The 26540-nt window shown below is 36.9% G+C and carries 29 protein-coding genes; 21 read left to right on the top strand and 8 right to left on the bottom strand.

Annotated elements, in window-relative coordinates; all coding sequences use genetic code 11:
- Positions 1-251 precede the first annotated feature (251 nt).
- A complete protein-coding gene (locus tag WQ54_RS19190) occupies positions 252-2015 on the bottom strand; it encodes a Rieske 2Fe-2S domain-containing protein (protein WP_046586404.1) in 1764 nt (587 codons plus the stop codon).
- 706 nt (positions 2016-2721) lie between these two features.
- On the opposite strand from WQ54_RS19190, the gene helD reads away from it, so the two are divergent.
- Positions 2722-5022, top strand: a complete 2301-nt coding sequence (gene helD, locus WQ54_RS19185; RefSeq protein ID WP_046586442.1) for an RNA polymerase recycling motor HelD — start codon at positions 2722-2724, stop codon at positions 5020-5022.
- A 161-nt stretch (positions 5023-5183) separates the two neighbouring features.
- On the opposite strand, the gene WQ54_RS19180 is transcribed toward helD, so the two are convergent.
- Positions 5184-6089: a helix-turn-helix domain-containing protein gene (locus tag WQ54_RS19180; protein WP_046586402.1), complete on the bottom strand. Its 906-nt coding sequence runs from the start codon at positions 6087-6089 to the stop codon at positions 5184-5186.
- An 861-nt stretch (positions 6090-6950) separates the two neighbouring features.
- Between WQ54_RS19180 and WQ54_RS19175 the strand changes: the two genes are divergently transcribed.
- Positions 6951-7445, top strand: a complete 495-nt coding sequence (locus tag WQ54_RS19175) for a CBO0543 family protein (RefSeq protein ID WP_046586400.1) — start codon at positions 6951-6953, stop codon at positions 7443-7445.
- A 155-nt stretch (positions 7446-7600) separates the two neighbouring features.
- Here WQ54_RS19175 and WQ54_RS19170 read toward each other — a convergent pair whose 3' ends face one another.
- The gene (locus tag WQ54_RS19170; RefSeq protein ID WP_046586398.1) at positions 7601-8254 is read right to left on the bottom strand and encodes a YitT family protein; all 654 of its coding nucleotides are present in this window, start codon (positions 8252-8254) and stop codon (positions 7601-7603) included.
- Entirely contained in the window at positions 8251-8694 is a 444-nt protein-coding gene (locus tag WQ54_RS19165) for a GNAT family N-acetyltransferase (protein WP_046586397.1), read from the bottom strand. Before WQ54_RS19165 ends, WQ54_RS19170 begins: the two co-directional genes overlap by 4 nt.
- Positions 8695-8813: 119 nt before the next feature.
- Between WQ54_RS19165 and WQ54_RS19160 the strand changes: the two genes are divergently transcribed.
- From WQ54_RS19160 to WQ54_RS19150, 3 genes are all read left to right on the top strand, one after another.
- Positions 8814-9266: a MarR family winged helix-turn-helix transcriptional regulator gene (locus WQ54_RS19160; RefSeq protein ID WP_046586395.1), complete on the top strand. Its 453-nt coding sequence runs from the start codon at positions 8814-8816 to the stop codon at positions 9264-9266.
- A 372-nt stretch (positions 9267-9638) separates the two neighbouring features.
- Positions 9639-10049: a GNAT family N-acetyltransferase gene (locus WQ54_RS19155; protein ID WP_046586393.1), complete on the top strand. Its 411-nt coding sequence runs from the start codon at positions 9639-9641 to the stop codon at positions 10047-10049.
- Between the two features lie 430 nt (positions 10050-10479).
- Complete coding sequence (locus tag WQ54_RS19150) at positions 10480-11403, top strand: AEC family transporter (protein WP_046586391.1); 924 nt, start codon at positions 10480-10482, stop codon at positions 11401-11403.
- A 399-nt stretch (positions 11404-11802) separates the two neighbouring features.
- On the opposite strand, the gene WQ54_RS19145 is transcribed toward WQ54_RS19150, so the two are convergent.
- Positions 11803-11976, bottom strand: coding sequence for a tryptophan RNA-binding attenuator protein inhibitory protein (locus WQ54_RS19145; protein WP_046586389.1), 174 nt, complete (start codon positions 11974-11976; stop codon positions 11803-11805).
- A gap of 349 nt (positions 11977-12325) precedes the next feature.
- Here WQ54_RS19145 and secE point away from each other — a divergent pair, with 349 nt between their 5' ends.
- The 16 genes from secE to rpsI all read left to right on the top strand — a co-directional run bounded on the left by secE (position 12326) and on the right by rpsI (position 23313).
- Positions 12326-12502 carry a preprotein translocase subunit SecE gene (secE, locus tag WQ54_RS19140; protein ID WP_156178023.1) on the top strand — a complete coding sequence of 59 codons (177 nt, stop codon included), beginning with the start codon at positions 12326-12328 and terminating at the stop codon, positions 12500-12502.
- Positions 12503-12639: 137 nt separating this feature from the next.
- Positions 12640-13932, top strand: coding sequence for a preprotein translocase subunit SecY (gene secY / locus WQ54_RS19135; RefSeq protein ID WP_046586387.1), 1293 nt, complete (start codon positions 12640-12642; stop codon positions 13930-13932).
- 57 nt (positions 13933-13989) lie between these two features.
- Positions 13990-14652: an adenylate kinase gene (locus WQ54_RS19130; RefSeq protein ID WP_046586385.1), complete on the top strand. Its 663-nt coding sequence runs from the start codon at positions 13990-13992 to the stop codon at positions 14650-14652.
- A complete protein-coding gene (gene map / locus WQ54_RS19125) occupies positions 14639-15385 on the top strand; it encodes a type I methionyl aminopeptidase (RefSeq protein ID WP_046586383.1) in 747 nt (248 codons plus the stop codon). The genes WQ54_RS19130 and map overlap by 14 nt, the downstream gene beginning before the upstream one ends.
- 294 nt (positions 15386-15679) lie before the next feature.
- Positions 15680-15898, top strand: a complete 219-nt coding sequence (infA, locus tag WQ54_RS19120; RefSeq protein WP_003348578.1) for a translation initiation factor IF-1 — start codon at positions 15680-15682, stop codon at positions 15896-15898.
- A gap of 35 nt (positions 15899-15933) precedes the next feature.
- A complete protein-coding gene (rpmJ, locus tag WQ54_RS19115; RefSeq protein ID WP_003156543.1) occupies positions 15934-16047 on the top strand; it encodes a 50S ribosomal protein L36 in 114 nt (37 codons plus the stop codon).
- A gap of 22 nt (positions 16048-16069) precedes the next feature.
- The gene (gene rpsM, locus WQ54_RS19110; RefSeq protein ID WP_026561242.1) at positions 16070-16435 is read left to right on the top strand and encodes a 30S ribosomal protein S13; all 366 of its coding nucleotides are present in this window, start codon (positions 16070-16072) and stop codon (positions 16433-16435) included.
- A 22-nt stretch (positions 16436-16457) separates the two neighbouring features.
- Positions 16458-16847, top strand: coding sequence for a 30S ribosomal protein S11 (rpsK, locus tag WQ54_RS19105; protein ID WP_046586377.1), 390 nt, complete (start codon positions 16458-16460; stop codon positions 16845-16847).
- A 179-nt stretch (positions 16848-17026) separates the two neighbouring features.
- A complete protein-coding gene (locus WQ54_RS19100) occupies positions 17027-17971 on the top strand; it encodes a DNA-directed RNA polymerase subunit alpha (protein ID WP_046586375.1) in 945 nt (314 codons plus the stop codon).
- 94 nt (positions 17972-18065) lie between these two features.
- A complete protein-coding gene (rplQ, locus tag WQ54_RS19095) occupies positions 18066-18461 on the top strand; it encodes a 50S ribosomal protein L17 (RefSeq protein WP_046586373.1) in 396 nt (131 codons plus the stop codon).
- A 629-nt stretch (positions 18462-19090) separates the two neighbouring features.
- Positions 19091-19933: an energy-coupling factor ABC transporter ATP-binding protein gene (locus WQ54_RS19090; RefSeq protein ID WP_046586371.1), complete on the top strand. Its 843-nt coding sequence runs from the start codon at positions 19091-19093 to the stop codon at positions 19931-19933.
- A complete protein-coding gene (locus WQ54_RS19085) occupies positions 19909-20775 on the top strand; it encodes an energy-coupling factor ABC transporter ATP-binding protein (RefSeq protein ID WP_046586369.1) in 867 nt (288 codons plus the stop codon). The genes WQ54_RS19090 and WQ54_RS19085 overlap by 25 nt, the downstream gene beginning before the upstream one ends.
- Entirely contained in the window at positions 20772-21569 is a 798-nt protein-coding gene (locus tag WQ54_RS19080; RefSeq protein WP_046586367.1) for an energy-coupling factor transporter transmembrane protein EcfT, read from the top strand. The genes WQ54_RS19085 and WQ54_RS19080 overlap by 4 nt, the downstream gene beginning before the upstream one ends.
- A 7-nt stretch (positions 21570-21576) precedes the next feature.
- Positions 21577-22320: a tRNA pseudouridine(38-40) synthase TruA gene (gene truA / locus WQ54_RS19075; RefSeq protein ID WP_046586365.1), complete on the top strand. Its 744-nt coding sequence runs from the start codon at positions 21577-21579 to the stop codon at positions 22318-22320.
- Between the two features lie 142 nt (positions 22321-22462).
- Positions 22463-22900, top strand: coding sequence for a 50S ribosomal protein L13 (rplM, locus tag WQ54_RS19070; RefSeq protein ID WP_046586364.1), 438 nt, complete (start codon positions 22463-22465; stop codon positions 22898-22900).
- A 20-nt stretch (positions 22901-22920) separates the two neighbouring features.
- Complete coding sequence (gene rpsI / locus WQ54_RS19065; protein ID WP_046586362.1) at positions 22921-23313, top strand: 30S ribosomal protein S9; 393 nt, start codon at positions 22921-22923, stop codon at positions 23311-23313.
- 279 nt (positions 23314-23592) lie between these two features.
- On the opposite strand, the gene WQ54_RS19060 is transcribed toward rpsI, so the two are convergent.
- The 3 genes from WQ54_RS19060 to WQ54_RS19050 form a co-directional block, all read right to left on the bottom strand.
- Entirely contained in the window at positions 23593-24378 is a 786-nt protein-coding gene (locus WQ54_RS19060; RefSeq protein WP_046586360.1) for a glucose-1-dehydrogenase, read from the bottom strand.
- 14 nt (positions 24379-24392) lie between these two features.
- Positions 24393-25247, bottom strand: coding sequence for a GRP family sugar transporter (locus WQ54_RS19055; RefSeq protein ID WP_046586358.1), 855 nt, complete (start codon positions 25245-25247; stop codon positions 24393-24395).
- A gap of 272 nt (positions 25248-25519) precedes the next feature.
- Positions 25520-26395 carry a LysR family transcriptional regulator gene (locus WQ54_RS19050; RefSeq protein ID WP_046586356.1) on the bottom strand — a complete coding sequence of 292 codons (876 nt, stop codon included), beginning with the start codon at positions 26393-26395 and terminating at the stop codon, positions 25520-25522.
- Positions 26396-26540: the final 145 nt, after the last annotated feature.

The raw sequence follows: 26540 nt of genomic DNA, 5'->3' as shown, positions 1-26540 counted from the left end.
GAAGAATTGAGGGAAATAAATAATGACGTCTATTCTTATAAGCTATGGCCAAAATACATTAAGTGGAAAAAATTATAGTAGGGCTTTATGGAATAATTGAACCGAAGAATCACTATGCAGTGTACGAAGTCAAGAAGGTTTAGATCAAATTCCGCCATTGAAAGATTCAAAGGGCATAAGGGAAAGTAGATAATAAAAAGACAATCCCGCTTGAAATGGATCAAGCGGGATTGTACTTTCCCTTTCACTAATCATTCATCTTCAAATAATTTTTCACCGCGATGGAGGCGAATTGCAATCCGTGCTGCATGGGGCATTTCTCTAGCAGTTGGGGCATGGCCTGCAAGATAGCGTGTTACTGCGAGGATCAACGTTTCCTGTGCATAACGAGCAAGCTCGGAATCTTCAAGTTGCCAATGTTCATGTTCGACCATTGCCGCTTCAAACATTTGAAACGAATGAAACTCTACATCCTCTCTTAGTAAAGCGTGACCGAGTGTATTGAAGAGTCCACTTTTCTCACCGCCGCGAGCCAGGTAATTCACTACCCATCGTGCTGATTCTGCAACCTGATGTTGTTTATTCATTATCTCCAATAATTCACCAGGTTTCTGAGGTTCAGCTTCTGCATTCTTTGGTTCCGGTCTTCGGGCAGACGGTAAATTGAGAAAACGATCAAGATAGACACTCATCGCTCCATGGAAAACAGCTCGGGTCAATTCAGGTGTCGTAGAGCGGCGTAATGATTCATGTACCGCGTGGGCGTGAGTAAAAGTATGAAGGACGGTAATCCAATCACTGAAATCATTTTGTACATGGAAACGGGAAATCCGTTCCGCTGCGGCCAAAGCTACCAGCTGGGCTAAACGGACAGGGGAGACTCCTCTTTTCAGAGCATCCAATATCATTTTTACCGTGTTTAACGCATCATCTGATAAAATTTGCTCTACCAATCCTGCTTCGTCTACATCAGTGTCCCCTTGTGGTGAGGCATTAGCAAGAATATCAGGTAATTTCTGAAACGCTTCCATTAATGGTTTAACCAAGTTCACTGGTGATTGCCAGCTATGGGATTCTTCACTACGGGATACTTGACCGATACCAGGTAACAATGATGATAAAACATATGGTTGATACTCAGAACCAATCTGTTCGAGAATCTCGAATGCTTTATTATGAAAATCGAGCGAATGACCTGTATTTACATAAAAATGATCAGTGATTGCTGTCATCATCATGTTAGCAATCTGCTCATTCGAGAACCCTAATTCAATCGTTGTCAACAGTACTCGTTCAGCTCCCTGTGAATCACGAACTTCTACACAATGACGATACCATTCTGATAATTGTTCAAATGATTGGGCATTCCTATCTTCTGAAACAGGAAGGGATCCGAGTAAAAAGCGTGATCCCATTCCAGAACATTCCCGTGCAACATGAACTAGACCTTGGAACAATGCTAAAATCTGACCGGTTTTATCTAATATAGGCAATACATTCGTCATGGCTGTTAAAATCGTTAATCCAGAGCCCCAGCCGCTTTGATTGTGAGTCGTCCCGAAGCTGACTCCGACCTTTGCAATTTCTGTTGCAGGAAAACCAGCTTCCATCAATCCAACAACCGATTTGGCGATAACAAGACTTAAATTTTGCTCAAGACCTTCACGTAATCGCTGCCTTAATTTTTCGATTGTTATTTTATTATAAGGAACAGGATGAACCCAAACCTCATCTTCCTTAATCTCGACAGGGTAAGTAGGAACATCATCTGCCCATGGATCCAAGGTTCCGCCGCTTTTTATATCGAAGCGGGCATGATGCCAGTGACACGTTAAAATCCCATCACACAAGCTTCCTGTATGAAGGGGAAAACCCATATGAGGACAACGGTTATCCACTGCATAAACTTGTTTTTCGTGAACAAATACTGCAATTGCATGACTTCCACCTTTTATAACCTTTGCGCCAACATCTTCAAGTGTCTTTAATGAACCTGCATAAATCAATTCGGACAAAAGGATCACTCTCCCGGATCATAGTATTCAATTCCCCTCCAAATAGGGATAAATAGAGGGCTTACAAAATTGTTATTTACTATTTTATATTATAGAAGGAAGTCAGTAATCCTCCATAAGTTGAGACTTTTCTCACTCTAAAGTCTGATACTTGTTAAGAAAAACCGCGTAAAAAAATTGACCGTCTGGTTTGTGCTGCATATCCAAATATTCATTCAATGTACGAATAGTAGTCTGTTTAAATCTATATTTTCCCTTAAATTACATAGAATTATAGGGTAAATGAAACCTCCAATTATTCACTTCTGCAGAGTCATTCTCCCCCCCTCTGGAATGGATTGATTTATTTATTGGAAAATTTATGTATCAGCGTATAGAGGTAATCAAGCATCTAGTAAAATCTGAATTCAATCATATTTCTCTTTAAGGATTTACGATTATGGATGTTAGAAGTATCGGGGAACAATGCTTTTGTTTAAATAAAAAAAGGTTTTTAAAATTTCGGAACAAAAAACAATGGAAGGAAATTGCAAATGTGAATGGAAACGTTTATAATTGGAATTCCGACAAGACAGAACTGTATACGTTTCCTGTTACATCACAGACATACTTATTAATACCATGGATAGGGTTCGGCTGCCTTTTTCATGGTATTTTGTACGTTTGCCTGAAGAAAAATACTCGGTTAAATAGGAGAGTGAAAAATTTGGGACAAAAACAGCATCCTGATTTTTACGAAGAAATTGAGCGGCTGAGATTTACTAAAAAGTATATGGAAATGCTAATTCAAGCAAGGGAGCTTGATGAAGAATCCTTTCGGAAAAGTGCCAAGGAATCCTTGGAAGGAATTGATTTAAAGGATAGCAGTTTAAGGTACTTAAACATGCTAACAAATTCAAGTTTGCTTCAACGAACAGAAGAAGAAATACGTAGTCTCAAAAAAATCTACCATAAGCCATATTTCGCTCGAATTAATTATAAGGCGAATGATAAAAGTGATGAAGAGATTTTATACTTTGGTAAAGCGTCTCTATTTGATCGTGAAACTCAGGATCCTATTATTGTTGATTGGCGTTCTCCTATTGCAAATCTTTATTATGATGGACGGCTTGGTGACGTAACATACGAAGCAGAAGGAGAACTATATGAAGGAAATTTATCATTAAAGAGACAATATATCATTGAAGAAGGAGAGCTTAAAGACGTTCGAGATGTCGATCTTACAACCACAGATGAACTGCTTCAAGAATCTCTTTCAGCTAGTTCAAGTAATCGGTTAACAGATATTGTTTCTACCATACAGGAAGAGCAAAATAGAATTATTCGAGCGGATTTAAATAAGCCTATTATTGTTCAAGGAGCAGCTGGGAGCGGAAAAACAACGATTGCTCTTCACCGAATCTCTTATTTTATTTATACGTATGCTGAATATTTTAAACCGGAGGAGCTTATGATACTTGCTCCAAACAATTTGTTCATTGATTATATATCAGAGGTCCTGCCCGAGCTTGGGGTAGACCGCATCTTACAGATGACGTTCAGTGATTATGTCAAAGCCTGTATCTCGAAAAAAATAAAGCTAACATCTCCATCTGAAAAGCTTGGAAAATTTATTGACCGAACCTATGAAAATCCTGAAATGATACAATGGATTTCTAGCTTTAAGGGTTCATTAGAAATGAAAATCATCATTGACCGGTATTTAGAAGATATATTGGAATCTATTACACCTAAAAAGGACTTTTATTTATCAAAATTTAAACTTTATAGTGCCGATAAGATAAAACATCTCATGCAAAAGGAATACACGTACCTGCCTTATTACCGACGTTTGGAAAAGATAAAAGAAGTTTTGCAAAACTATGTGCGAACAGAAAAGAAAGTACTACTGAAAAAAGTAGAAGAGTTTTACGAAGAAAAGATTGAAAAAGCTTTATTTAGTACAAGGATAGATCCCGACAAAAGAAAAAACTATGTTACAAAGGCGATGGACAAAAAAGATGAACTTAAGGACGACATTCTCAAGCAGTCCCGATCAGGGGTTCAAGCATATATTAGGCAGATTGAGAAGCATGATCTTATCCATTATTTCGATGAACTATTTACGGATAAAGAGCAATTAGTGAAATACGCTGGAGATCTATTAGCTGAGAATCAAATTGACTTTTTATATAACTATCAAGTAAACCTTAGAAAAAAACGGCAATTTGAAGTAGAAGATTTGGCGAGTCTATTATACTTACAGTATCATCTATTTGGAATAAAGAAAGAGCTTCGTGCTCGTAATGTCGTCATAGATGAAGCACAAGATTACAGCTATTTTCAATTGTATGCACTTAAGAGTGCTTTGGAAACAGACATGTTTACAATTGTAGGAGATTTAGCTCAAGGTATTCACTCGTATCGAGGGTTAAACGACTGGAGCCTAGTTAAGGAGAACATTTTTCCAAGAGCTACTTATACCACTTTACAAAAAAGCTACAGAACAACAGTAGAGATTATGCATGCAGCTAATGATATTCTTTCATTATTGCCATTAGATCTTCCGAAAGTAGAGCCAGTCGTTCGACATGGCCATAAACCAGTATTTCATTATTGGAATGATGAAATGAAAGCTGTTGAAAAGCTTAAAACGGAAGTTCAGCGTTTTTATCGTGAGGGAATGAAAACCATTGCGGTTATTGGGAAAACAGAGAGAGAATGTGTGAAAATAGAAAAATTGCTTAGGAAACATGCTGGAGGTGAGTTACGAACCCAGTTACTTCGTGAAAATGAAGAAATCAACCAAGAAGACTTAATCATTGTTCATTCACAGCTGGCCAAAGGATTGGAGTTTGATGTTGTCCTCCTTTTTGCGCTGGACGAAGTGTATGAGCTTAGTGAAATTGAATTGAAATTACTGTATGTGGCAATGACCAGACCATTGCACCAATTAATGTTTTTCGGAAAAAGTCCTTCTGTGTTTTTGTTAGAACATATACATGATGATTTGATAACGATATTGTAGGTTATTAGAAATTACATCCTGAGTTCTTAAGAATTCAGGATGTTTTGATTATTTTTTTCTCGGGGGAGTGATGCCGCAGGTATCTATGAAGTTATTAAGCCTAATTATTTGTGTTCTAAGGGATATTTTTGATGTTAAAGGGGATTTAAGGGAAAGGTATTTCAAGAATTTGATTCATTATTTTTCCCCAGAAATTTCCCCTTTTGTTCTTTTACCATTTCAATATAATTATCCCTCTTAAGTAATTGAAAAATAAGGAGAGAATTTTGATAAGATTTGTTTATTTCAGTTGAACCTTTTTTTAATCTCTCCAAACACATCCCTTTCTGAAAATAAAGTTGGCCTGCCATTGACATATCTTCATTTAATACTGACATGTTTATTCCTAAATTTGCGAATTTAAAGGACTTTTCATAATCCTTTAGTAAGAAATACAATTTTGATAAGTTATAGTAAATTTTAATATGAAAACGGTATTGTTGAGATAAAAAGTCTTTATAAGAAAGGATCAAGTGATATTGATTAAGGCTTTCCTGATATAATTGGTTTTCGGCATAAATAATAGCGATACTGTTTTGAATTTTAAAATCAAGGAAATCTTGACCAAATAGAGGGTGGCTTTTATCTAAAAGCTGTTTTAGATTATTAATAGATGTACGAAAATCCATTTTTTTTAAGTAGTAACTTGATACGAAATAATTCCATTTAATCAATTGATCAAATTTATAACCCATTTGTCTATTTTTTTGTGATAATTCATTTGAGCAAAGTTGAAATGCCTCTTCATAATTCTTTTTCTTCAATAATTCCTGTAAATATTTCTCCGTTTCTTGAATATATTCTTGTGCATCGTTTAATAAAATTTTATAAAAGAAGTCTAAAGTAACTTTTAAACGGATTGATAATACATAAAGAATATCGACACTAGGGTAGCCTTTTCCCGCTTCAATTCCACTTATTGTAGCTTGTGTACAAATTCCTTCTGCTAATTGAGATTGAGAAAGATTATTTAATTTTCTTAGTCTTTTAATTTCCATTCCGAGTGCTTTCGTATTCAACTCAATCATGATCTCACCAAAATATAAAAAATTTTATAATTTTTTAGCATATCTCACAATTATAATGATTTGCTGTATTTTATTAAATTATTTTAGCTCTTATCAAAAACGCAGCAAAATCCTAAACATTTTAGGATTAAGGAAAACTTGCAGGTAAGGGTGGAATATTAAATGAAAATGGTATTAAAGTTCGTTCTAATAATAGGTATCATACTGGCACAATTTGGCTTTTTGGCAAATGAAGGAGAGTCCAACACAGTTCATGCAGAAGGTTTACCTTTTGAACATTAAAAGAACATGCAACGTGTCAACATTTAGTTAAAATTTCTATTATTTATAGATTATGTAAAACAAATCATATTATACAAATCACAAATATATATTTTATATTTATCAACAAAGCTAAATCTAAATATATAAGCAACTCCTTAAGGGAAAGCAAATATCATTTCCGGTAGTGCTTATCCTAGTTTTGAAAGGTTCTGATGAAAATTGTCTCCAGGAGATAGGGTCAAATACAACGGTGAATTTTATATTATTATACACATCTATCATTCAGGGTTTATGGAAATAAAGAGTGAGACGACAAGTTTTAAGGTTGAATTAGTCAATGCCTCGGATGTGGAACTATTGATTAAGAATCAACACAGTAATTAATCCTTAAAAGTAAGAGTTAACCTTAAATAGATAGCCTTGGTAGCTAACTATAAGAAATTATTAATTTATAACATAATGAGAGCATCATTAAGTTCTATTCTAAAGAAATCTATTTTGAATCTTATCAATTTAAAAGTGAAATGCAGATTGAAAAATTAAAGCTAAGCTATGAATACTCTTATTATTTTACTTTTGTAACGAGGAGAAGGTTAGATGCACTTTATTCTTGTCATCATGGTCATACTTTTTTCCTTATTAAAAGGTGATTGGAAAAAATGGGAGACATATTATCCCACAATGTTATACATAGCTTTAGCTACTTTTTTATATGAATTTATTTCACATAGTCATTTCCATTTGTGGGAGCTTGAAGAAAGCTCTTATATAAGTCATATGAATGTACATTTTCTACACAACTTGATAATTAATCCATTATTAGCATTTGTTTATTTATCTAATTATCCAAATAGAATGATGTCTAAATTTATCTACTCTTTAAAGTGGATAATTATCTTTTTATTAATAGAGTGGTTAGGGAAACACTTTGGACTATTAACATATCACAATGGATGGCATTTTTGGTGGTCTGCTTTATTTGTGATCATCATGTTTCCCATGATAAGGCTTCATCATGTTCATAAGCTTTTGGCTTTAGCATTATCAGTTTTTTTTGTTATGTTTTTCCTTATGATTTTCGACTATATATAGGATAAAACTCTCTTTTTTCTATTTTTAACTTCCAAAGTAGGGAGTGGTGAATTAAGGCTGCATTCTGATCAGATTAAACCCAATCTGATCAGAATGGGTATTTTGTGATGTTTTTGGGAAAATTAAGTCTTCCTTTTGGAATGATTATGACAGTTTTATATTGAATGGTTTTTATCTGTACCATAATCAAATGATGTACTAGCGTTTGTTAGGATACGTTCAGTAAATGGCATAAAGTAATTAAGTATTAATCCCCCTAAACAAACCGTTAATAAAGTTCCGACGCCAATTGGTCCATTAAAAATAATGGCCATTATCAAAAATACGAGGTAAATGAAGGTTCTCGATAAAAATATAGTAGTTCTCGTTAATTCTTGTATGATTAATGTTAATCGGTCAATTGGAATCGGTGCAAAATTTGTGTGTAAATAAATTGCAGTTCCGAATCCCATAACAAATAAGCCGATTACAAAACAAACAAGTTTTTCGAACCATAGTTCAGGTGTTATCAAATTGCGTAATAAAAAAAGCCACATATCAATACCAATACCCGTGATTAATGCAGTTAACAAGCCTAAAAGTTCAGGCCTTTGTTTTATTAGTAATGAATTACAACAAATCAGAATGAATGCAATAATTATTTCCCAACTTCCCACAGTAAGCCCTACGTTTAGGGATAGACCTACCAAAAGTGCATCAAAAGGAGATGTTCCAAGCTCCGATTGTATAGTAAAAGAAATACCAAGGGTTAATAGTAAAATTCCTAATACATAAAAAGCATATTTCGCTTTCCTCGACCTATTTATCATGATTTTGCAGAAAATTCTTTTAGCATTAAAAGATGCGGGATTCCATCTTCCATAAATATATTAGATGAAGACCGATAACCAAGTTTCTTATAAAAACCTTCTGCCTGTGTTTGTCCGTGTAATTTAACCTGGGAGACTCCCTTTTCTTTCGCAATTGCTTCTAACGCATTAATTATTATTTTTCCAAGACCAAATTTACGGAAGGGTCCTAAGATACAAATTCTCTCCAGTTTGCCAAAGCCATCTAGAATTCTTATCCTTCCCGTTCCAACTGGATGTTCATTGTAATAGACTAATATGTGTTCACATTGTCCATTCAGTGTGTCAAATTCATCAAATTCACCTTCCAATGGTACACCTTGTTCTTCAACAAATACTTCTTTTCTGATTTCAAAGGCTGTTTTCAGGTCATTTTCCTTAGTTATTTTTTTAATTTTCACTTATTTTCTCCCCTTTCTGGATTTATTTATCTAAACAAGTCATAATGAAATTAATCATCACTAAGAAGTATATATGAAAAATATTTTGTTGTAAATGCAACAAAATTCGGAGGTTTTTTATGAAGGAAATTCTTCGTGAAATTGGAATGATAGCCAGGGCATTAGATTCGATAAGCAATATTGAATTTAAAGAATATAACTTAACAAAAGGACAGTATTTGTACTTAGTTCGAATCTGTGAAAATCCGGGAATTATTCAAGAAAAGTTAGCAGAAATGATAAAAGTAGACCGAACAACAGCAGCTCGTGCCATACAAAAACTTGAAAAGCAAGGATTTATTGAAAGAAGGGACGATGAAGTTAATAAAAAAATAAAGAAACTATTTCCAACTGAGAAAGGTAAGAACGTTTATCCCTTTTTAAAGAGAGAAGGGGAATATTCCAATAAGGTTGCACTTTCTGGATTCTCCCACGAAGAAACAGAAACTATTTTTCAGCTTCTTCAACGGGTTAGAAAAAATATAGAGGTAGAGTGGGACTTTGTAAAAAAGGGGAACAAGAGAGAATACTGATTTATTAATACTTTAAAGCAGGGTTATGGAAACAGATTTTGAAGTATTATATTTAAACGAACTTGTGTTACGTCAAACAATGGGGTTGCTCCGGCAATCCTTTTCTTATTCCGGCTAACGAACCAGGATTGTATACAGCATTTTTTTTACAAATAAAACTAAATAATTATGATTTTAATCACAGTATTCGGTTTAATTCTGAGAGAACCTGGGTGCTAAACTCTCTTTGGTGTCTATCTGAATAAAGAGCATTGAAATCGGTTAGGTAAACGATTGTACTAACTAAAGAGGAACATTACTATCTTAATTAAATGAGAGAGACTATTACGATCCCTGTATTCCTTAGTTTATAGAGAAGATAAGGAGAGTACAATGGAAACCACGATAATAAAAATAGATAAGGAAATAGCTTGGGAATTGAGGCATAAAGTTATGTGGCCCGATAAAGCTTTTGACTATATTAAATTAGTAGATGATGATTTAGGTATTCATTTTGGTCTTTTTAAAGAAAACATATTGATTTCCGTTATCTCCCTTTTTATTAACAATGAAGAAGGTCAATTTCGAATATTTGCAACTCTTCAACAAGAACAAGGTAAGGGATATGGAAGTGAATTGTTAGGCTATCTAATACAAGAAGCAAAGAACCTTGGCGTGAAAAGAATTTGGTGTAATGCCAGAGAGAATAAAGTAGATTTTTATAAAAAATTTGGGCTTGAAGAATCCAATTATAGGTTTACAAAAGACGGTAAAACTTACGTAATAATAGAAAAAGACTTGTAGGATAATATGAACCTATTGTGAAAAAATGTATTGATATGAACGAAACTGTCAATGTTCCCAACACATAAAAATAGAGGCTCCAAAAGGTCTGTGATCCTAACTTTTTGGTAAGCCTCTTAAAAAATCACCGTCTCTTCCGATAGCGCAGAGGTGTTTCTCCATATTTTTGCTTTTGTCTTCAAAAGAAAAAAAGAGCAGATACTAATAAAGTCATAGATGATTATTCTCGTTTTAAAGAGATAGATGCAATAACTTAGAACAAGACGAACAAAAAATAGATTTGCTATTACTAGAAACAAATGTAACTTAAAGAAAAACATCCTTTTACCAATCGAAGGGATGTTTTTTTCCATATTAATTATGGTAAGGTTTAAGAATGATATAATCATAGGTCATTAAATAACATTACAAATATTTGAGAGGGAAATGAATGATCCAAGAAATTTTATCTACTCTATTTAATGTGATTGTTCCACTCGTTATCCCGGTCATATCTGGGGTCTTTCTCACCAAGTTTAAAAAGCTGGAAATAAGGCCAATTTTAAACTTTGTCTTATATTTTTTCACTCCGTTTTTGATATTCGATACATTAATGGAGGCTGAGGTTTCGGGTGAGGATGTTTATTTGACTCTTGCATATTCCCTATTAAGTCTACTTTTGCTTTGGGCGGCATCCAATCTATTTGGTAAACTTTTTAAATTGCCATCGAATGATATAGCGGGATTGACGTTAATTTCTGCTTTCACAAATTCTGTTAACTACGGTATCCCACTTATATTGCTTGCGTTCGGACAGAGCGGACTTGAAAAGGCATCCATTTTTATTGTTTTGCAAATGATTATGATGAATACGCTTGGAGTCTATTTTGCAGCACGATCTCACTTTACGGTAAAAAATGCGCTCAAATCAGTTTTTTCTTTACCGGCCATTTATGCAGCAATGTTGGCGATCTTGTTTCGTGCATTTCATCTATCTCTGCCAGAGGGTGTTTTCACTGGAGTCTCCATGATTGCCGATGCTTACCCGCCCATTGTTCTGGCTATTTTGGGAGCGCAAATTGCCAATGTCAGAACAGGAAGTACCGACAAGAATATACAGATTACCTTTTGGATAGGAATGGGAATTAGATTATTTATTGGTCCGCTTATCTCTTTGTTTTGTTTATATCTATTAGATATTGATGGCATCATGTTTTCAGTCCTTTTTGTTTTAGCGTGTATGCCAGTAGCGATCAATGCTGGTATTCTTGCAGAGAAGTTTGATGCGTCTCCTAAGGTTTTAACGCAAACGATTCTCTGGACTACACTGTTGTCCTTTATAGTATTGCCTGTTTTAATTGTGCTGGTTAAATAGGCAACTGGGAGGACTTTTGGTGCTTCTATACTATGATTTGTGTTTTGTGGCATGCTTGGTGCCAAAAAATTTAAAAAATACAAGTCACAAGGGAATAAGAACCGCCATTAATCAGAGCTCTGATACATATGGATACTAGAAGGACGGGTGGCAGGAAATTTTAAAACTGCTTGAGAGCTGCGTGTCAGGTCTAATGTAATAGTCTGGAAAGTTTTATTGTACTCACACTTCCATGGGAATACGGTAGAACTTCCATCTTCTGTGGTGCCATACTGAGGCATAGATGGTTCACGGGATTTTTGCTTCAATAACGAGCAAGACATTGTTCGACTAATGGGTCAGCATTCCTGTAAAAAAGGCTAACAAGTAAATAGTTAGCCTTCTTTCAATAGAAATGATTCAAATATGTTTTTTTATAAAGTGAAGTAATGTTTGTCCTAATGCAGTTAATACAACCCCTTTACCCTCACATTTTGGACAAGGCTCATTCTGATCATTCGCAATAATATATTTTTGACCTTTACAATTAGGACAAGAATGTTCTAAATCATCTGTTGAAATTATGACTGACACCTTTTTTCACCTTCCTATTTTGAAAAAATTAACTTATGTAGATATAAAAAATTATAACACAACATCTTTTTAAGAAAGATTTGCTTGATAAAATAACCACGGCTTTTCTTTAAAAACAGTTTGCAAACAAAGCAGCCGATTCTTATTTCCTTTATAGATAGAAAATAAAGCGCAATTAAAAAGGAAAAACAAAATAATTATACTTTTCTATAAAATTTTCTATTTCATTAATAATAAAGGAGTTTTACAATAGGGTTATATATATAAATAGTTTTATTATATAAAAAAGGGGGTGGTTCTTATAAATAAGGGTTTGCTAAAAGCTGATAGAATTGTAGAGAAACAAGGGATTTTTAAGTTTTTCTCAGATATTAATCGCGAGATGAAGAAGGTAAGCTGGCCAAAGAGTAAAGAGTTGACAAGATATACAATAACCGTTTTATTCACTGTTCTATTTACTAGTGTTTTTTTTGCTATTATTGATTTTTGTATTTCTTTTATCATTCGATTTGTAATGAATAACTGATTAATCTTTTTTTATGGTCCTTTTTTTAGTTTATGAGTTAAGTAGTAAAAAATATATGAACGTAAAGAGAAAGCTGACAAATTCTCTGCCTTTAAAGGAGCAAATAAATCTATTAGCGGTACATCTGAGGTGATTGAATGTTTAAACTAATCTCTAATTTCATGAGTGTGAGTGATATCCGGAACAAAATCATCTTCACCCTTTTAATGTTAATTGTCTTTCGTATTGGTACATTCATTCCTGTGCCGAATGTTAATGCAGATGTGTTAAAAGCACAGGATGAACTGAATGTATTCGGAATCTTAAACACATTTGGCGGCGGTGCTTTATATAACTTCTCGATCTTAGCGATGGGGATCATGCCTTATATTACAGCATCAATCATCGTTCAGCTCTTGCAGATGGATGTTGTGCCAAAATTCACTGAATGGTCGAAACAAGGTGATGTTGGGCGCCGCAAACTCGCTCAATTTACAAGATACTTTACGATCATCTTAGGTTTCATCCAGGCGTTAGGTATGTCCTATGGATTTAATACCCAATCGGGTGGATTATTAATCGAGAATCCTGGTATTTGGACGTACTTATTAATTGCGATTGTCTTAACAGCTGGTACAGCATTTTTAATGTGGTTAGGAGAGCAGATCACCTCCAAAGGTGTTGGGAACGGAATTTCCATCATTATCTTTGCTGGGATCGCAGCAGGAATTCCCTCAACGATCAACCAAATATATGCACAGCAATTCCAAGATGCCGGTGACCAGCTATTCATCCGAATAGTTACAGTTGCCATTCTTGTATTGGCTATATTAGCCGTTATCGTTGGGGTCATCTTCATCCAACAAGCACTTCGTAAGATTCCAATTCAGTACGCTAAGCGTTCTGGGGCTAACAATATGAGCGGCGGGCAAACAACCCATTTGCCGTTAAAGGTTAACCCTGCTGGCGTTATTCCTGTTATCTTTGCGGTGTCATTTATTATTACTCCACCAACGATAGCAGCCTTTTTTGGTCCTAATGATGTGACGGATTGGATCCAGAAAACATTTGATTACACACAGCCTATAGGGATGATAATCTATATCGCATTAATTATTGCTTTCACATACTTCTATGCATTTGTTCAAGTGAACCCTGAGCAGATGGCAGAAAATTTGAAGAAGCAAGGCGGCTATATACCTGGTATCAGACCGGGTAAGAATACGCAGGAGTATGTTACAAAGGTATTATATCGTTTAACTTTTGTCGGTTCTCTTTTCTTAGCAGTTATAGCTGTTCTTCCTGTTTTCTTCATTAAATTCGCTGACCTGCCGCAATCTGCACAGATTGGCGGAACAAGCTTGTTAATCGTTGTCGGGGTTGCCCTTGAAACAATGAAACAGCTTGAAAGTCAGCTAGTGAAACGTCATTATAAAGGCTTTATTAAATAGGGAGGATATGGGATCTGTTCCCATTCTCTCTAAATAGAGACTGAGGGGGAAATACAAATGAATCTAGTATTGATGGGCCTTCCAGGTGCTGGAAAAGGCACTCAGGCTGAACGTATTGTCGAAAAGTACGACATCCCTCATATCTCAACAGGAGATATGTTCAGAGCTGCTATGAAAGAAGAGACAGAACTAGGGTTACAAGCAAAGTCCTTTATTGATAAGGGTGAACTTGTTCCTGATGAAGTAACCATAGGTATTGTTCGTGAACGTTTAGGAAAGAATGATTGCCAAAAAGGTTTTCTTTTAGATGGTTTTCCTAGAACTGTTGCTCAAGCTGAAGCACTTGAGGGAATTCTGGCAGATCTAAACAAACAGATTGATTACGTAATCAACATTGAAGTAAATAAAGATATTCTAATGGAACGCTTAACAGGACGTCGTATTTGCAAAAACTGTGGCGCAACCTATCACTTAGTATTTAATCCGCCTGCTAAACAAGGTGAGTGTGACAAATGTGGTGGAGAGCTCTATCAGCGTGCAGATGATAACGAAGAAACGGTTGCAAACCGTTTAGAAGTTAACCTAAAGCAGACTGAACCATTATTGAACTTCTATAGCGATAAAGGCTATTTAAGAAACATCAATGGGGAACAGGATATTGATAAAGTATTTGATGACGTTAATCAGCTGCTTGGAGGACTAGTGCATGATCATTTGTAAGACTCAGCGCGAACTTGAGATTATGCGAGAAGCTGGTCGAATTGTTGCTTTAACACATCAAGAGCTGCAAAAATATATCAAACCTGGTATCACGACAAAAGAATTGGATGCAATTGCCGAAAAGTTTATTCGCGGTTATGATGCAATTCCATCTTTTAAAGGGTATAATGGTTTCCGCGGGAGCATTTGTGCTTCTGTAAATGAAGAACTCGTTCACGGAATACCTGGTAATCGCGTATTGCGTGAAGGAGATATTATTAGCATTGATATCGGTGCTAAATATAACGGTTATCATGGTGATTCTGCTTGGACATATCCGGTTGGTGAAATTTCTGAAGAGGCTCGGAAACTTTTAACTGTTACTGAGGAGTCCTTATATAAGGGACTAGAAGAAGCGAAACCAGGAGATAGACTTTCGAACATTTCTCATGCCATTCAAACGTATGTTGAAGGACATGGTTTTTCTGTTGTGAGAGAGTATGTTGGTCACGGTGTCGGGCAAGATTTACATGAAGATCCCCAAATACCTCATTATGGTCCGCCTAACAAAGGTCCAAGGCTTAAGCCGGGAATGGTGTTGGCGATTGAACCAATGGTTAATGCGGGTACCCGTTATGTAAAAACATTGGCAGATGAATGGACAGTAGTTACAGTAGATGGTAAAGTGTGTGCACATTTTGAGCATACGATTGCGATCACTGAAACAGGCTATGAAATTCTAACAAAAGCCTAATCTGAAGGTGACATTGCTTGAACGAACCTAATTCGATTCCATGCATGTGTCAACTTGCTTAGTTCATAAGCAAGTACGATATGCCATATTGATTGGAAATTTCGGATGTCATTTCGTTTTAATGCTGATGGAGAAAGCGAAGTTTGAATCTCCAAGTAAAAGAATGTTCATCATCTAGAATTCTTTACCTGAGTATCTCCGGAAGTTCAGAACAGTATAGTGGAAACAGGTCGTGTGACAAATGAAAGTTTGTCAATGAGCAAGTTACTGATTTTGAGAAGGGAGAACAGTTCGATGGCGAAAGACGATGTAATTGAAGTTGAAGGAACTGTCGTTGAAACATTGCCAAATGCAATGTTCAAGGTAGAACTTGAGAACGGTCATACGGTTTTAGCGCATGTATCTGGAAAGATCCGCATGCATTTCATTCGTATTTTACCTGGAGACAAAGTTACGGTAGAATTATCTCCATATGATTTAACTCGTGGCAGAATTACGTACCGTTTTAAATAATTAGCACTCCGTACTACTAAGGAGGTATTAAAATCATGAAAGTCAGACCATCTGTTAAACCGATTTGTGAAAAATGTAAAGTCATTCGCAGAAAAGGCAAAGTCATGGTTATTTGTGAGAATCCTAAGCATAAGCAAAAACAAGGTTAATTTTTAAGGAGGTGCAAGCTTAATGGCTCGTATTGCAGGTGTTGATATTCCTCGTGACAAACGTGTTGTCATTTCATTAACATATATCTTTGGGATCGGACGCTCAACTGCTCAGAAAGTTCTAGCTGAGGCTGGAGTTTCTGAAGATACTCGTGTACGTGACCTAACTGAAGAAGAGTTAGGAAAAATTCGTGATGTAATCGATAAGCTTAAAGTAGAAGGTGACCTTCGTCGTGAGGTATCTTTAAACATTAAGCGTCTAATCGAGATCGGTTCATTCCGTGGTATTCGTCATCGTCGCGGTTTACCAGTTCGCGGTCAAAATACAAAAAATAACGCTCGTACACGTAAAGGTCCACGTCGTACTGTAGCAAACAAGAAAAAATAAGATAAAAGGAGGGTAACCAATAATGGCACGTAAAACGAACACTCGTAAACGTCGTGTGAAAAAGAATATTGAGAGTGGTGTTGCTCACATTCGTTCTACTTTCAACAACACGATTGTTACTATTACAGACACTCATGGTAATGCACTTTCATGGTCAAGTGCTGGTGCGTTAGGTTTCAGAGGTTCTCGTAAATCTACTCCTTTCGCTGCACAAATGGCTGCTGAAACAGCAGCAAAAGCATCTATGGAACACGGTTTAAAAACTCTTGAAGTTACTGTAAAAGGACCTGGTGCAGGACGTGAAGCGGCTATTCGCTCACTTCAAGCTGCAGGGTTAGAAGTAACAGCAATTAGAGACGTTACTCCAGTTCCACATAATGGATGCCGTCCACCAAAACGTCGTCGTGTGTAAATTTTCTGTATAGATTTTGTATCTCTGTCTATAATGGGTTATGATACAGTATATAAGTTCTAGCAGAATCACTTAGTTGTTGTGCACATTCGGGAACTTTTGAATGGGGAATTTCGGTTAGACGTTTTACACATTTTTTGTCTAGCCGGGGTTTCGACGTTTTGAAGGAGGGTTTATAGATGATAGAAATTGAAAAACCAAAAATCGAAACGGTTGAAATCAACGATGATGCCAAATACGGCAAGTTCGTCGTCGAGCCACTTGAGCGTGGATATGGTACAACTTTGGGTAACTCCTTACGTCGTATTCTTTTATCCTCTCTCCCTGGTGCCGCTGTAACATCGATCCAGATAGATGGCGTACTTCATGAGTTTTCAACAATCGAGGGTGTTGTTGAGGATGTTACTTCGATTATCTTAAACATTAAGAAACTTGCTCTTAAAATCTATTCTGATGAGGAAAAGACGCTTGAGATTGATGTTCAAGGCGAAGGCAGCGTAACTGCATCTGATATTACTCATGATAGTGATGTTGAAATTCTAAATCCAGATCTTCATATTGCAACTCTTGCATCAGATGCTAGCTTTAGAATGAGACTAACAGCTAAGCGCGGCCGTGGCTACACGCCTGCTGATTCAAACAAAAGAGAGGATCAGCCTATTGGAGTAATTCCAATTGATTCGATCTATACACCAGTTGCACGTGTTTCCTACCAAGTAGAGAAAACACGCGTTGGTCAAGTTGCCAACTATGATAAACTGACGCTTGACGTTTGGACTGATGGTAGTACAGGACCGAAAGAAGCAATCGCTTTAGGTTCAAAGATCCTTACTGAACACCTTAATATTTTTGTAGGGCTTACTGATGAAGCTCAAAATGCAGAAATTATGGTTGAAAAAGAAGAGGATCAAAAAGAGAAAGTTTTAGAGATGACGATTGAAGAACTAGATTTATCTGTCCGTTCTTACAACTGTTTAAAACGTGCTGGAATTAACACAGTACAAGAGCTTGCTCATAAAACAGAAGAAGATATGATGAAGGTTCGTAATCTAGGTCGTAAATCTCTAGAAGAAGTTAAGGCTAAGCTAGAAGAACTAGGTTTAGGTCTTCGAAAAGACGACTAGTTAGAAAGTTAACTAGCGTTTTCGTATGTTTCAATAAAACATTTGTTTTTAGATAAACCAAACATACATTATACAACGAAGGAGGGGACATCTGATGTCATACAGAAAATTAGGTCGCACAAGTGCTCAACGTAAAGCGATGCTACGTGATTTAACAACTGATTTAATCATCTCAGAACGCATTGAAACTACTGAAGCACGTGCTAAAGAATTACGCTCAGTTGTTGAAAAGATGATTACTTTAGGAAAGCGCGGAGATCTTCATGCTCGCCGTCAAGCTGCTTCTTATGTTCGTAACGAAGTTGCTGAACTTGTAAAAGTTACAACTGAGGAAGGTAAGGAAAAAGATAAACCGAAATATGCTTTAGAAAAGCTTTTCAGTGATATCGCTCCACGTTACGAAGATCGCCAAGGCGGTTACACTCGCATCATGAAGCTTGGACCTCGTCGCGGTGACGGTGCTCCAATGGTTATCATTGAATTAGTTTAATACTTTTTACTACAAGGGCGTGACAGTTGCAAAACTGGATCAATGCCCTTTTTTTATAGGATAAGATAAACAGAGTTTTTGCTGTGTTTTTATGTCCTGCGCTTTGGCTGTTTTCGCAAGCATTGTTGTTTGTAAAATTAAGAAGTGTTATTTAAGAGTCATGTTCTACTAAAGAAGAGCTATTAAATCAACGTATTCGTAAGTGGATAACCTATTGGACTAATTAACTCCTTCCTTGTTTAAAAGCTTCTTTGAGTTGTAGCATTATGTTAATTGGAACGTGCAGGCGAGACTACTGTGGGAGCGACAGGGCCAAATAAATAAAGACCTTACGCGGTCGCAAGGCGCTGAGGAGGCTCCTGGACCACTCAAGGAAGTAGAGCGTCTTAAGAGAAAATCAACAGGCAAGGTTAAAACCAACAAGCTTTTGGAAAAGAGTCAAAGCTTTTTATAAAATTTCGATAGAAAGTATAGTTTTCTGTTAATTTTGGTGTCTAGCTTCAGCGCATAGTGGGTTTCACACTCCTTATACCCTAAGTCAGCATTTCAGCTGCAGGTGGATTAGGAGTTGCTGCAGTTCATTCGTCGCTGGTCAAGGCATTAATGCTTTTCTTATTGAGGAGAAACGAATGATGAGTCAAACAATCATAGATGTAGAAAACATAACGTTTCATTATCATCAGGAAGCTGCTCCTGCATTAGACAATGTTTCCATTCAGGTTAAACAAGGTGAGTGGCTGGCGATTGTAGGTCATAACGGATCTGGCAAATCGACATTAGCAAGAATATTAAACGGATTATATATTCCTGAAACAGGAAAGGTCAAAGTTTGCGGGATAGAATTATCTGAAGATTCGATATGGGAAATACGGAAGCATGTCGGTATGGTCTTTCAAAACCCGGATAATCAATTTGTAGGTGCGACGGTAAAGGATGACATTGCCTTTGGTCTTGAGAATAATGGTATACAAAGAGAGGAAATGATCAAAAGAATTGATTGGGCTATAAAAAAGGTCAAAATGGATGCATTTCACAATCATGAGCCACATCATCTCTCAGGAGGCCAAAAACAGCGTGTAGCCATTGCAGGAGTTATCGCTGTTCAACCTGACATAATCATTTTAGATGAAGCAACATCGATGCTTGATCCAGCAGGCAGAAGCGAAGTAATCCAAACGGTTCGTGAGCTGAATGATCAAGGGCTGTTAACGGTTATTTCTATTACGCATGACCTGGAGGAAGCATCAAAGGCAGATCGAATTATCGTAATGAATGGCGGAAAGAAGTTTGCTGAAGGAACGCCTGAAGAGGTATTTAAGCGAGATGAAGAATTAGTAGAAATCGGTCTGGATTTGCCGTTCCCTTTTCAACTAAGCAAAAAGCTTCGTGAGGCTGGGGTACCGATTCAACATAATCATTTGACTGAGGAAGGCCTGGTGAAAGAGCTATGGACATTACAATCAAAAATGTAGAGCATCGTTATCAGGCTCGAACACCATTTGAAAGACTTGCTCTTTATGATATCAATCTATCGGTAAAATCGGGTTCATATGTCTCGATTATCGGACATACCGGATCGGGGAAATCAACCATACTTCAGCATTTAAATGGGCTACTTAAACCTACTAAGGGTTCAATTCAAATTGGAGATCACAAAATCACGGCAGGTAGGAAGCAGAAGGATTTGAAGATTGTCAGAAGCTTAGTTGGCATCGTTTTTCAATTTCCAGAACATCAGCTTTTCGAAGAGACCGTTGAGAAGGATATCGCGTTTGGTCCGATGAACTTTGGTGCAAGTGAGGAAGAGGCCATAAGAAAAGCAAGACAAAGCTTAGAGATAGTTGGATTGCCAGAATCGATTCTGCAAAAATCACCATTTGATTTAAGCGGCGGTCAAATGCGAAGAGTCGCCATTGCAGGAGTCTTGGCTATGGGTCCTAAAGTTCTTGTATTAGATGAACCAACTGCAGGTCTAGATCCTAGGGGAAGAAAAGAGATGATGGATTTATTCTATCGTTTGAACCAAGAACAAAAACTGACTATTATCCTTGTTACGCACAGTATGGAGGATGCAGCGAAATATTCCGATGAGATTATTGTGATGAATAAGGGAACAATCGAGATGCATGGCACACCACGAGAAATATTTAGTCAGGCTGATAAGCTTTCCTCGCTAGGCCTGGATATGCCTGAAACAGTTAAATTGCAACGATTATTAGTAGAAAAAGGGTTATCTTTTGATAATATTCCGCTAACGATCGATGAAGCAGTTGATCAGCTAAAGGCTCTTATGGGTGAGGTGGAGCTAAGATGATGAATAGTATGATTATAGGGAAATATGTTCCTGGTGAATCTCTTATTCATAGAATGGATCCCCGTGCAAAATTACTGATGATTTTTGCCTTTGTTTTTATCGTATTTTTGGCAAATAACTTTATCACCTATTTAATGCTTGGCTTGTTTACTATGGCCATTGTTGTATTAACAAGGCTTCCTATACGCTTTTTGCTAAAAGGACTTAAACCAGTTTTATGGATCATTCTCTTTACGTTTCTTCTTCATATTTTGGTTACGAAAGAAGGAGAGGTCCTATTAGATTTAGGATTTCTCAGTATTTATGAAGAAGGGCTGAAGCAAGGAATTTATCTATCATTGCGTTTTCTTTATTTAATCTTAATGACAACAATCTTAACCTTAACAACTACGCCAATCGAAATTACCGATGGGATGGAAAGTCTATTGGGACCATTTAAAAAGATTAGGTTACCTGTACATGAGCTTGCTTTAATGATGTCAATTTCATTAAGGTTTATCCCGACGTTAATGGACGAAACAGATAAGATATTAAAAGCTCAAATGGCAAGGGGCGTAGACTTCGCCAGCGGCCCTGTAAAGGATCGTTTTAAGGCGGTAGTACCCTTACTAGTCCCCCTCTTTATAAGTGCCTTTAAACGGGCGGAGGAGCTTGCTACAGCGATGGAAGCAAGAGGATATCGCGGCGGAGAAGGCAGAACCAAGCTAAGGCAGTTACAGTGGGAGGGACTCGATACTTCCATTTTATGCTTGGTGGTCGTTTTAGGGCTGTTTTTACTTTTTTTAAGGACATAGGAGCAAAATGATGAGGGTAAAATGTATTGTTTCTTATGATGGATCCCAATTTAGCGGATATCAGGTACAACCAAATAAGAGAACAGTTCAGGGAGAAATCGAAGCGGCTTTGAGTAAGCTTCATAAAGGACAGGCTATTAAGGTTCATGCATCAGGAAGGACGGATGCAGGGGTTCATGCTTTAGGACAAGTCCTGCATTTCGATACCCATCTAACCATACCTGAAGAAAAATGGCCATATGCATTAAACAGCCTGCTGCCGAATGATGTTGTTCTTTTAAAAGCCAGCTATGTTCAGCCGAATTTCCATGCAAGGTTTCATGCAACAGCTAAGGAATATCGTTATCGGATCAGCCAGCAAAAAATTGCCGATGTGTTTAAGCGTAATTATAGCTATCATTTCCCTTATAAACTTGATTTGAGCGCAATTAGAGAGGCTTGCAACTATTTATGCGGGACACATGACTTTACGAGCTTCTGTGTAGCAAAAACAGAGGTTGAAGATAAAGTAAGAACCATTTATTCTATTGAACTTCTTGAAGAAGATTCAGAACTCATTTTTTGCTTTAAAGGAAGCGGATTTCTTTACAATATGGTCAGAATTTTAGTTGGAACGTTATTGGACGTAGGTCAAGGGGAAACTGCCCCGGCTCAAATTCCCGCCATTATAGAAGGGAAAAATAGGAATCTGAGCGGCAAAACAGTACCAGGGCATGGCCTCTATTTATGGAAAGTTTATTATGACAACTAAACCAGGTGTAACATTTTCTTGACATTAGGTACTATAAGTTATATTATATTTGATGGTATGTATTTCAACCCCACGAATAAGCCCCGGAAACTTATCGTGTTATGAAATAGACATTTTATTTAATTAATCAGGAGGGAAAATCATGCGTACAACGTTTATGGCAAACGCTGCAAATATCCAACGCAAATGGTACGTAGTTGATGCTGAAGGCAAGACTTTAGGTCGTCTTTCTAGTGAAATTGCATCAATCCTACGTGGCAAGCATAAACCAACTTACACACCACACGTTGATACTGGAGATCACGTGATCATCATCAACGCTGAGAAAATCGAATTAACAGGTAAAAAATTAACAGACAAAATTTATTACCGTCACAGCCAATTCCCTGGCGGTTTAAAATCAAGAACTGCTTTGGAAATGCGTACGAACTATCCTGAGAAAATGCTTGAATTAGCAATCAAAGGAATGCTTCCAAAAGGTTCATTAGGTCGTCAAATGGCTAAAAAATTACATGTATATGCTGGTAGCGAACATCCACACCAAGCACAACAACCTGAAGTTTACGAACTTCGCGGATAATTTAAAAGGAGGTTATTATTTTGGCACAGGTTCAATATTACGGTACTGGCCGTCGTAAAAGCTCAGTAGCGCGTGTACGTCTAGTTCCAGGCGAAGGCCGTATCGTTGTAAATAATCGCGATATTAAAGATTACATCCCATCAGCTGCTTTAATCGAAGATATTAAACAACCATTAAACTTAACTGAAACTGCAGGAAACTACGATGTACTTGTAAATGTTTCAGGTGGTGGATATGCAGGTCAAGCTGGCGCTATCCGTCACGGTATCTCTCGTGCTTTATTAGAAGCAGATCCAGAATACCGCCCATCACTTAAGCGTGCAGGCTTATTAACTCGTGACGCTCGTATGAAAGAACGTAAAAAATACGGTCTTAAAGGCGCTCGTCGTGCACCTCAGTTCTCAAAACGTTAATATTCTTTATATCAACGTTACAGCCCTTTCTCGGATTGCCGAGGAAGGGTTTTTAATTTGCAAAATACCATACCTTAAAAATTTATAGAAATATATAATATTTTGTTGCTGTATTTGTCACATGAGTATAGATATCCATTATTGCTTGAATATCTGTATGTTCTAATCTTACTTGTAAATGAGCATAGGTGATTATTCGATTCGGAATGCAAAACGGAAAAATAATCAAATAAAAGAAGCTAACTACAGTTAGCCTCATCAATCAATCATTTCGAACTCCTAACCTTTTCCTGCCTGAAATCCGGGATATTGGGTCATTCCGCCATCTGCAAAGAGGGTCAGACCGGTGACATAGCTGGCTTCACTTGAAGCAAGCCATACTGCACATGCTGCTATTTCCTCAGGTTTACCGATATACCCCATTGGAATAAGTTCGATTACACCTTTCTTCAATTCAGGATCTTCAAACTTTTCCTTATTGATCGGAGTATCGATTGCACCAGGAGCAATGCAATTCACTCGAATTCCATGTGGAGCAAATTCAAGTGCAAGTGTTTCAGTCATCAGCTTGACTCCACCTTTACTTGCTGCATAATGGACAAAATGAGGCCATGGGATTTCCTGATGAACAGACGACATATTGATAATAGAGCCTTTTATATCATGATCAAGCATGTAATGAATCGCTTCTCGACACCCTAAAAATTGGCCTGTCAGGTTTGTCGAAATGACCTTATTCCAATCAGTGAGTGAAAGATCTTCAGAAGGGACTTCATTTTCAATACCCGCATTATTAACCATAACGTCCAATGAACCGTACGTCTTTACAGCATGATTAATCATCCTTTTTATATCTTCTTCCTGAGTGACATCTCCTTGGATCGCAATTGCGCTCCCGCCAGATTCTTCAATGGTTTTTATAATGGCTTTAACTTCTTCCTCCTCTTTGAAATAGTTAATGACAACTTTCGCTTTTTCAGCACCGAATCTCTCAGCCATTGCCTTTCCAAGGCCGGTTGCACCACCTGTAATAACTACGACTTTTCCTTCAAGGCTTGGATACATCCCGATTCACTCCTTTATCGTTTTGTAAGGCCTAACAAAACTCCGCCTATGATAATAAACAAACATCCCAAGAGAACAATCCATACCTGTTTTTTACTCTTACGTTCATTTAAAAAGAAGAGCCCGCCTATGGTTGAAATGACGATACCAGTTTGCGAGAGAGAAAAGCTTGTTGCCACACCGATTTTAGGCAACGCAAGTAAAAGTCCAAGATTTCCTGCACTCCAGATAAGGCCTGTCAAAATATTACGAATAGCATACTTATTGTATGGTTTCTCCCGCATCGTAATAAAGAATGCACCTGCAACCATCCCAATTGCTTGGGGGAGTATTGCAGCCCAGCCATCAATATTAAACCAGCGAATTAAGATGACATATGTGACATAGCCTACAGTCGATATGAGCAAGATAAGTAATCCTTTTTTTCGACTCGTTTTCTGCCCTTTCTCATCCCCCTGATTGAATGAGGTAAGTAAGGCACCAATAATAATACAAGCAAGTGCAGCGAGTCCTATCACAATACTTGAGGTTGTTTGCCATTCCTTAAAAATAAAAACGCCGAAAAAAGTTGTTCCAATCAGCTGCAGGCCTGTCGACATGGGTGCTGTTTTGGCAACACCTAAGTAGCGAACTGCTCCAAACTGATTTTTTTGCCCAATACACCAAAACAAGCCTGAAACAAAACCTACTGCCCAGGTAACAGTCGATAATCCAGGCATCTTATAAATATACACTGCAATAGCAAATAACAAGGCACCTACTGTTGTTCCAAGTGTTTGACTGTCTTCGTCACCGCCAAGCTTGTTACTGACAAATACAATGCTGCCCCATGAAACAGCTGCGAGGATGGCTAAAAGAATTCCCGTCATAAGTGAGTACCCCATTCTCTTTTTTTTCTAAACGATAAAGATGAATACTGTTCTTATTAGCATGGATTAATAGAAAACATCTTATTCTTAGGGGGGATCAAAAAACAGATAAAAAGACCGAAGAGATTTTTAGAAAAACCTCTCTTCGGTCTTTGAACTTACTAGTCTGTTTCGATCATTGTTTCATTTTGTGAACGTCGATCATGCTAACTGTATATGGATATTGTGAATTAAAATTCAGCTTAAAAGAATGACCATTCCTATTCTAATTCTTAGGAATAGTCTAAAACAAATTGTTTAAATCTTTCAGTTGCAGGTGATAAATATCTTCCTTCCACCCATGCAATTCCAATTGTCCGATAGCACTTTGGACGTTTGATAGGTATTTGTAATATTTTACTTTGGTCTGTCCCTTTTAAATTCGGCAGAATGGAAATCCCAAGTCCAGCAGCGACGAGCGCTGCAACGGTGTCTGCTTCTTCTCCTTCAAATGTAATCCTAGGTGTAATTCCCAATTCTTTAAACAATTGCTCGATGGTGATACGCAGGGAGTACCCTTCTTTTAAATGAATAAAAGAGTCATCTGCAATTTCTTCTAACGTAATATTTTTTCGATTAGCGTATTTATGATTTTTAGGGATAATAACAAAAAGTTCTTCATTCCAAAGCTGCCTCCATACAATTGGAGACTTAATCATCTCCATTGGAGCAATTAGACATAGATCAAATTCTCCTAATTGCAGCTGATCAATAAGATTATGGGAGGGACCTTGTCCTAGCCGAAAATTAATTTTTGGATAATGGCTACGAAAAGAAGCGAGCAGATCCGGTATATGACTTGTACTTAAAGTGTGCAGAAACCCAAGAGACACTTCTCCATTATCTGGATCAAGTAAACCCTTAATTACTTGTTTCCCCTCATCGAATTCCTTCATCATATTATCTACATACTTTAAAAAGATATGACCATATTTATTTAATCTAATAGAACGTCCTTGACGTTCAAATAAAGGCACTCCGATTTCTTCCTCAAATCGGGCAATCGAGCGGCTAAGAGCTGATTGGGTAATGGATAGAGTTTCGGCCGCATGAGTTACGTGTTGCATTCGTGCTAATGTTTGGAAATATTCAAACTGTTGCCATTCCATTCTAACACCACTTCCTTTCTGTATTATTTATTACATATATTCATTAAAAACATTATTATAATGAATTATACAACATAAAAAAACGGTGGTAGTATAAAAAACAGGAGCGTAAGAGGATGTTTCTGAAAGAGATAATTTATTATGC

The organism is Bacillus sp. SA1-12 (assembly GCF_000981385.1).
Classification (GTDB): Bacteria; Bacillota; Bacilli; order Bacillales; family Bacillaceae; genus Metabacillus.
This window is presented reverse-complemented; position numbering and strand designations above follow the sequence as displayed.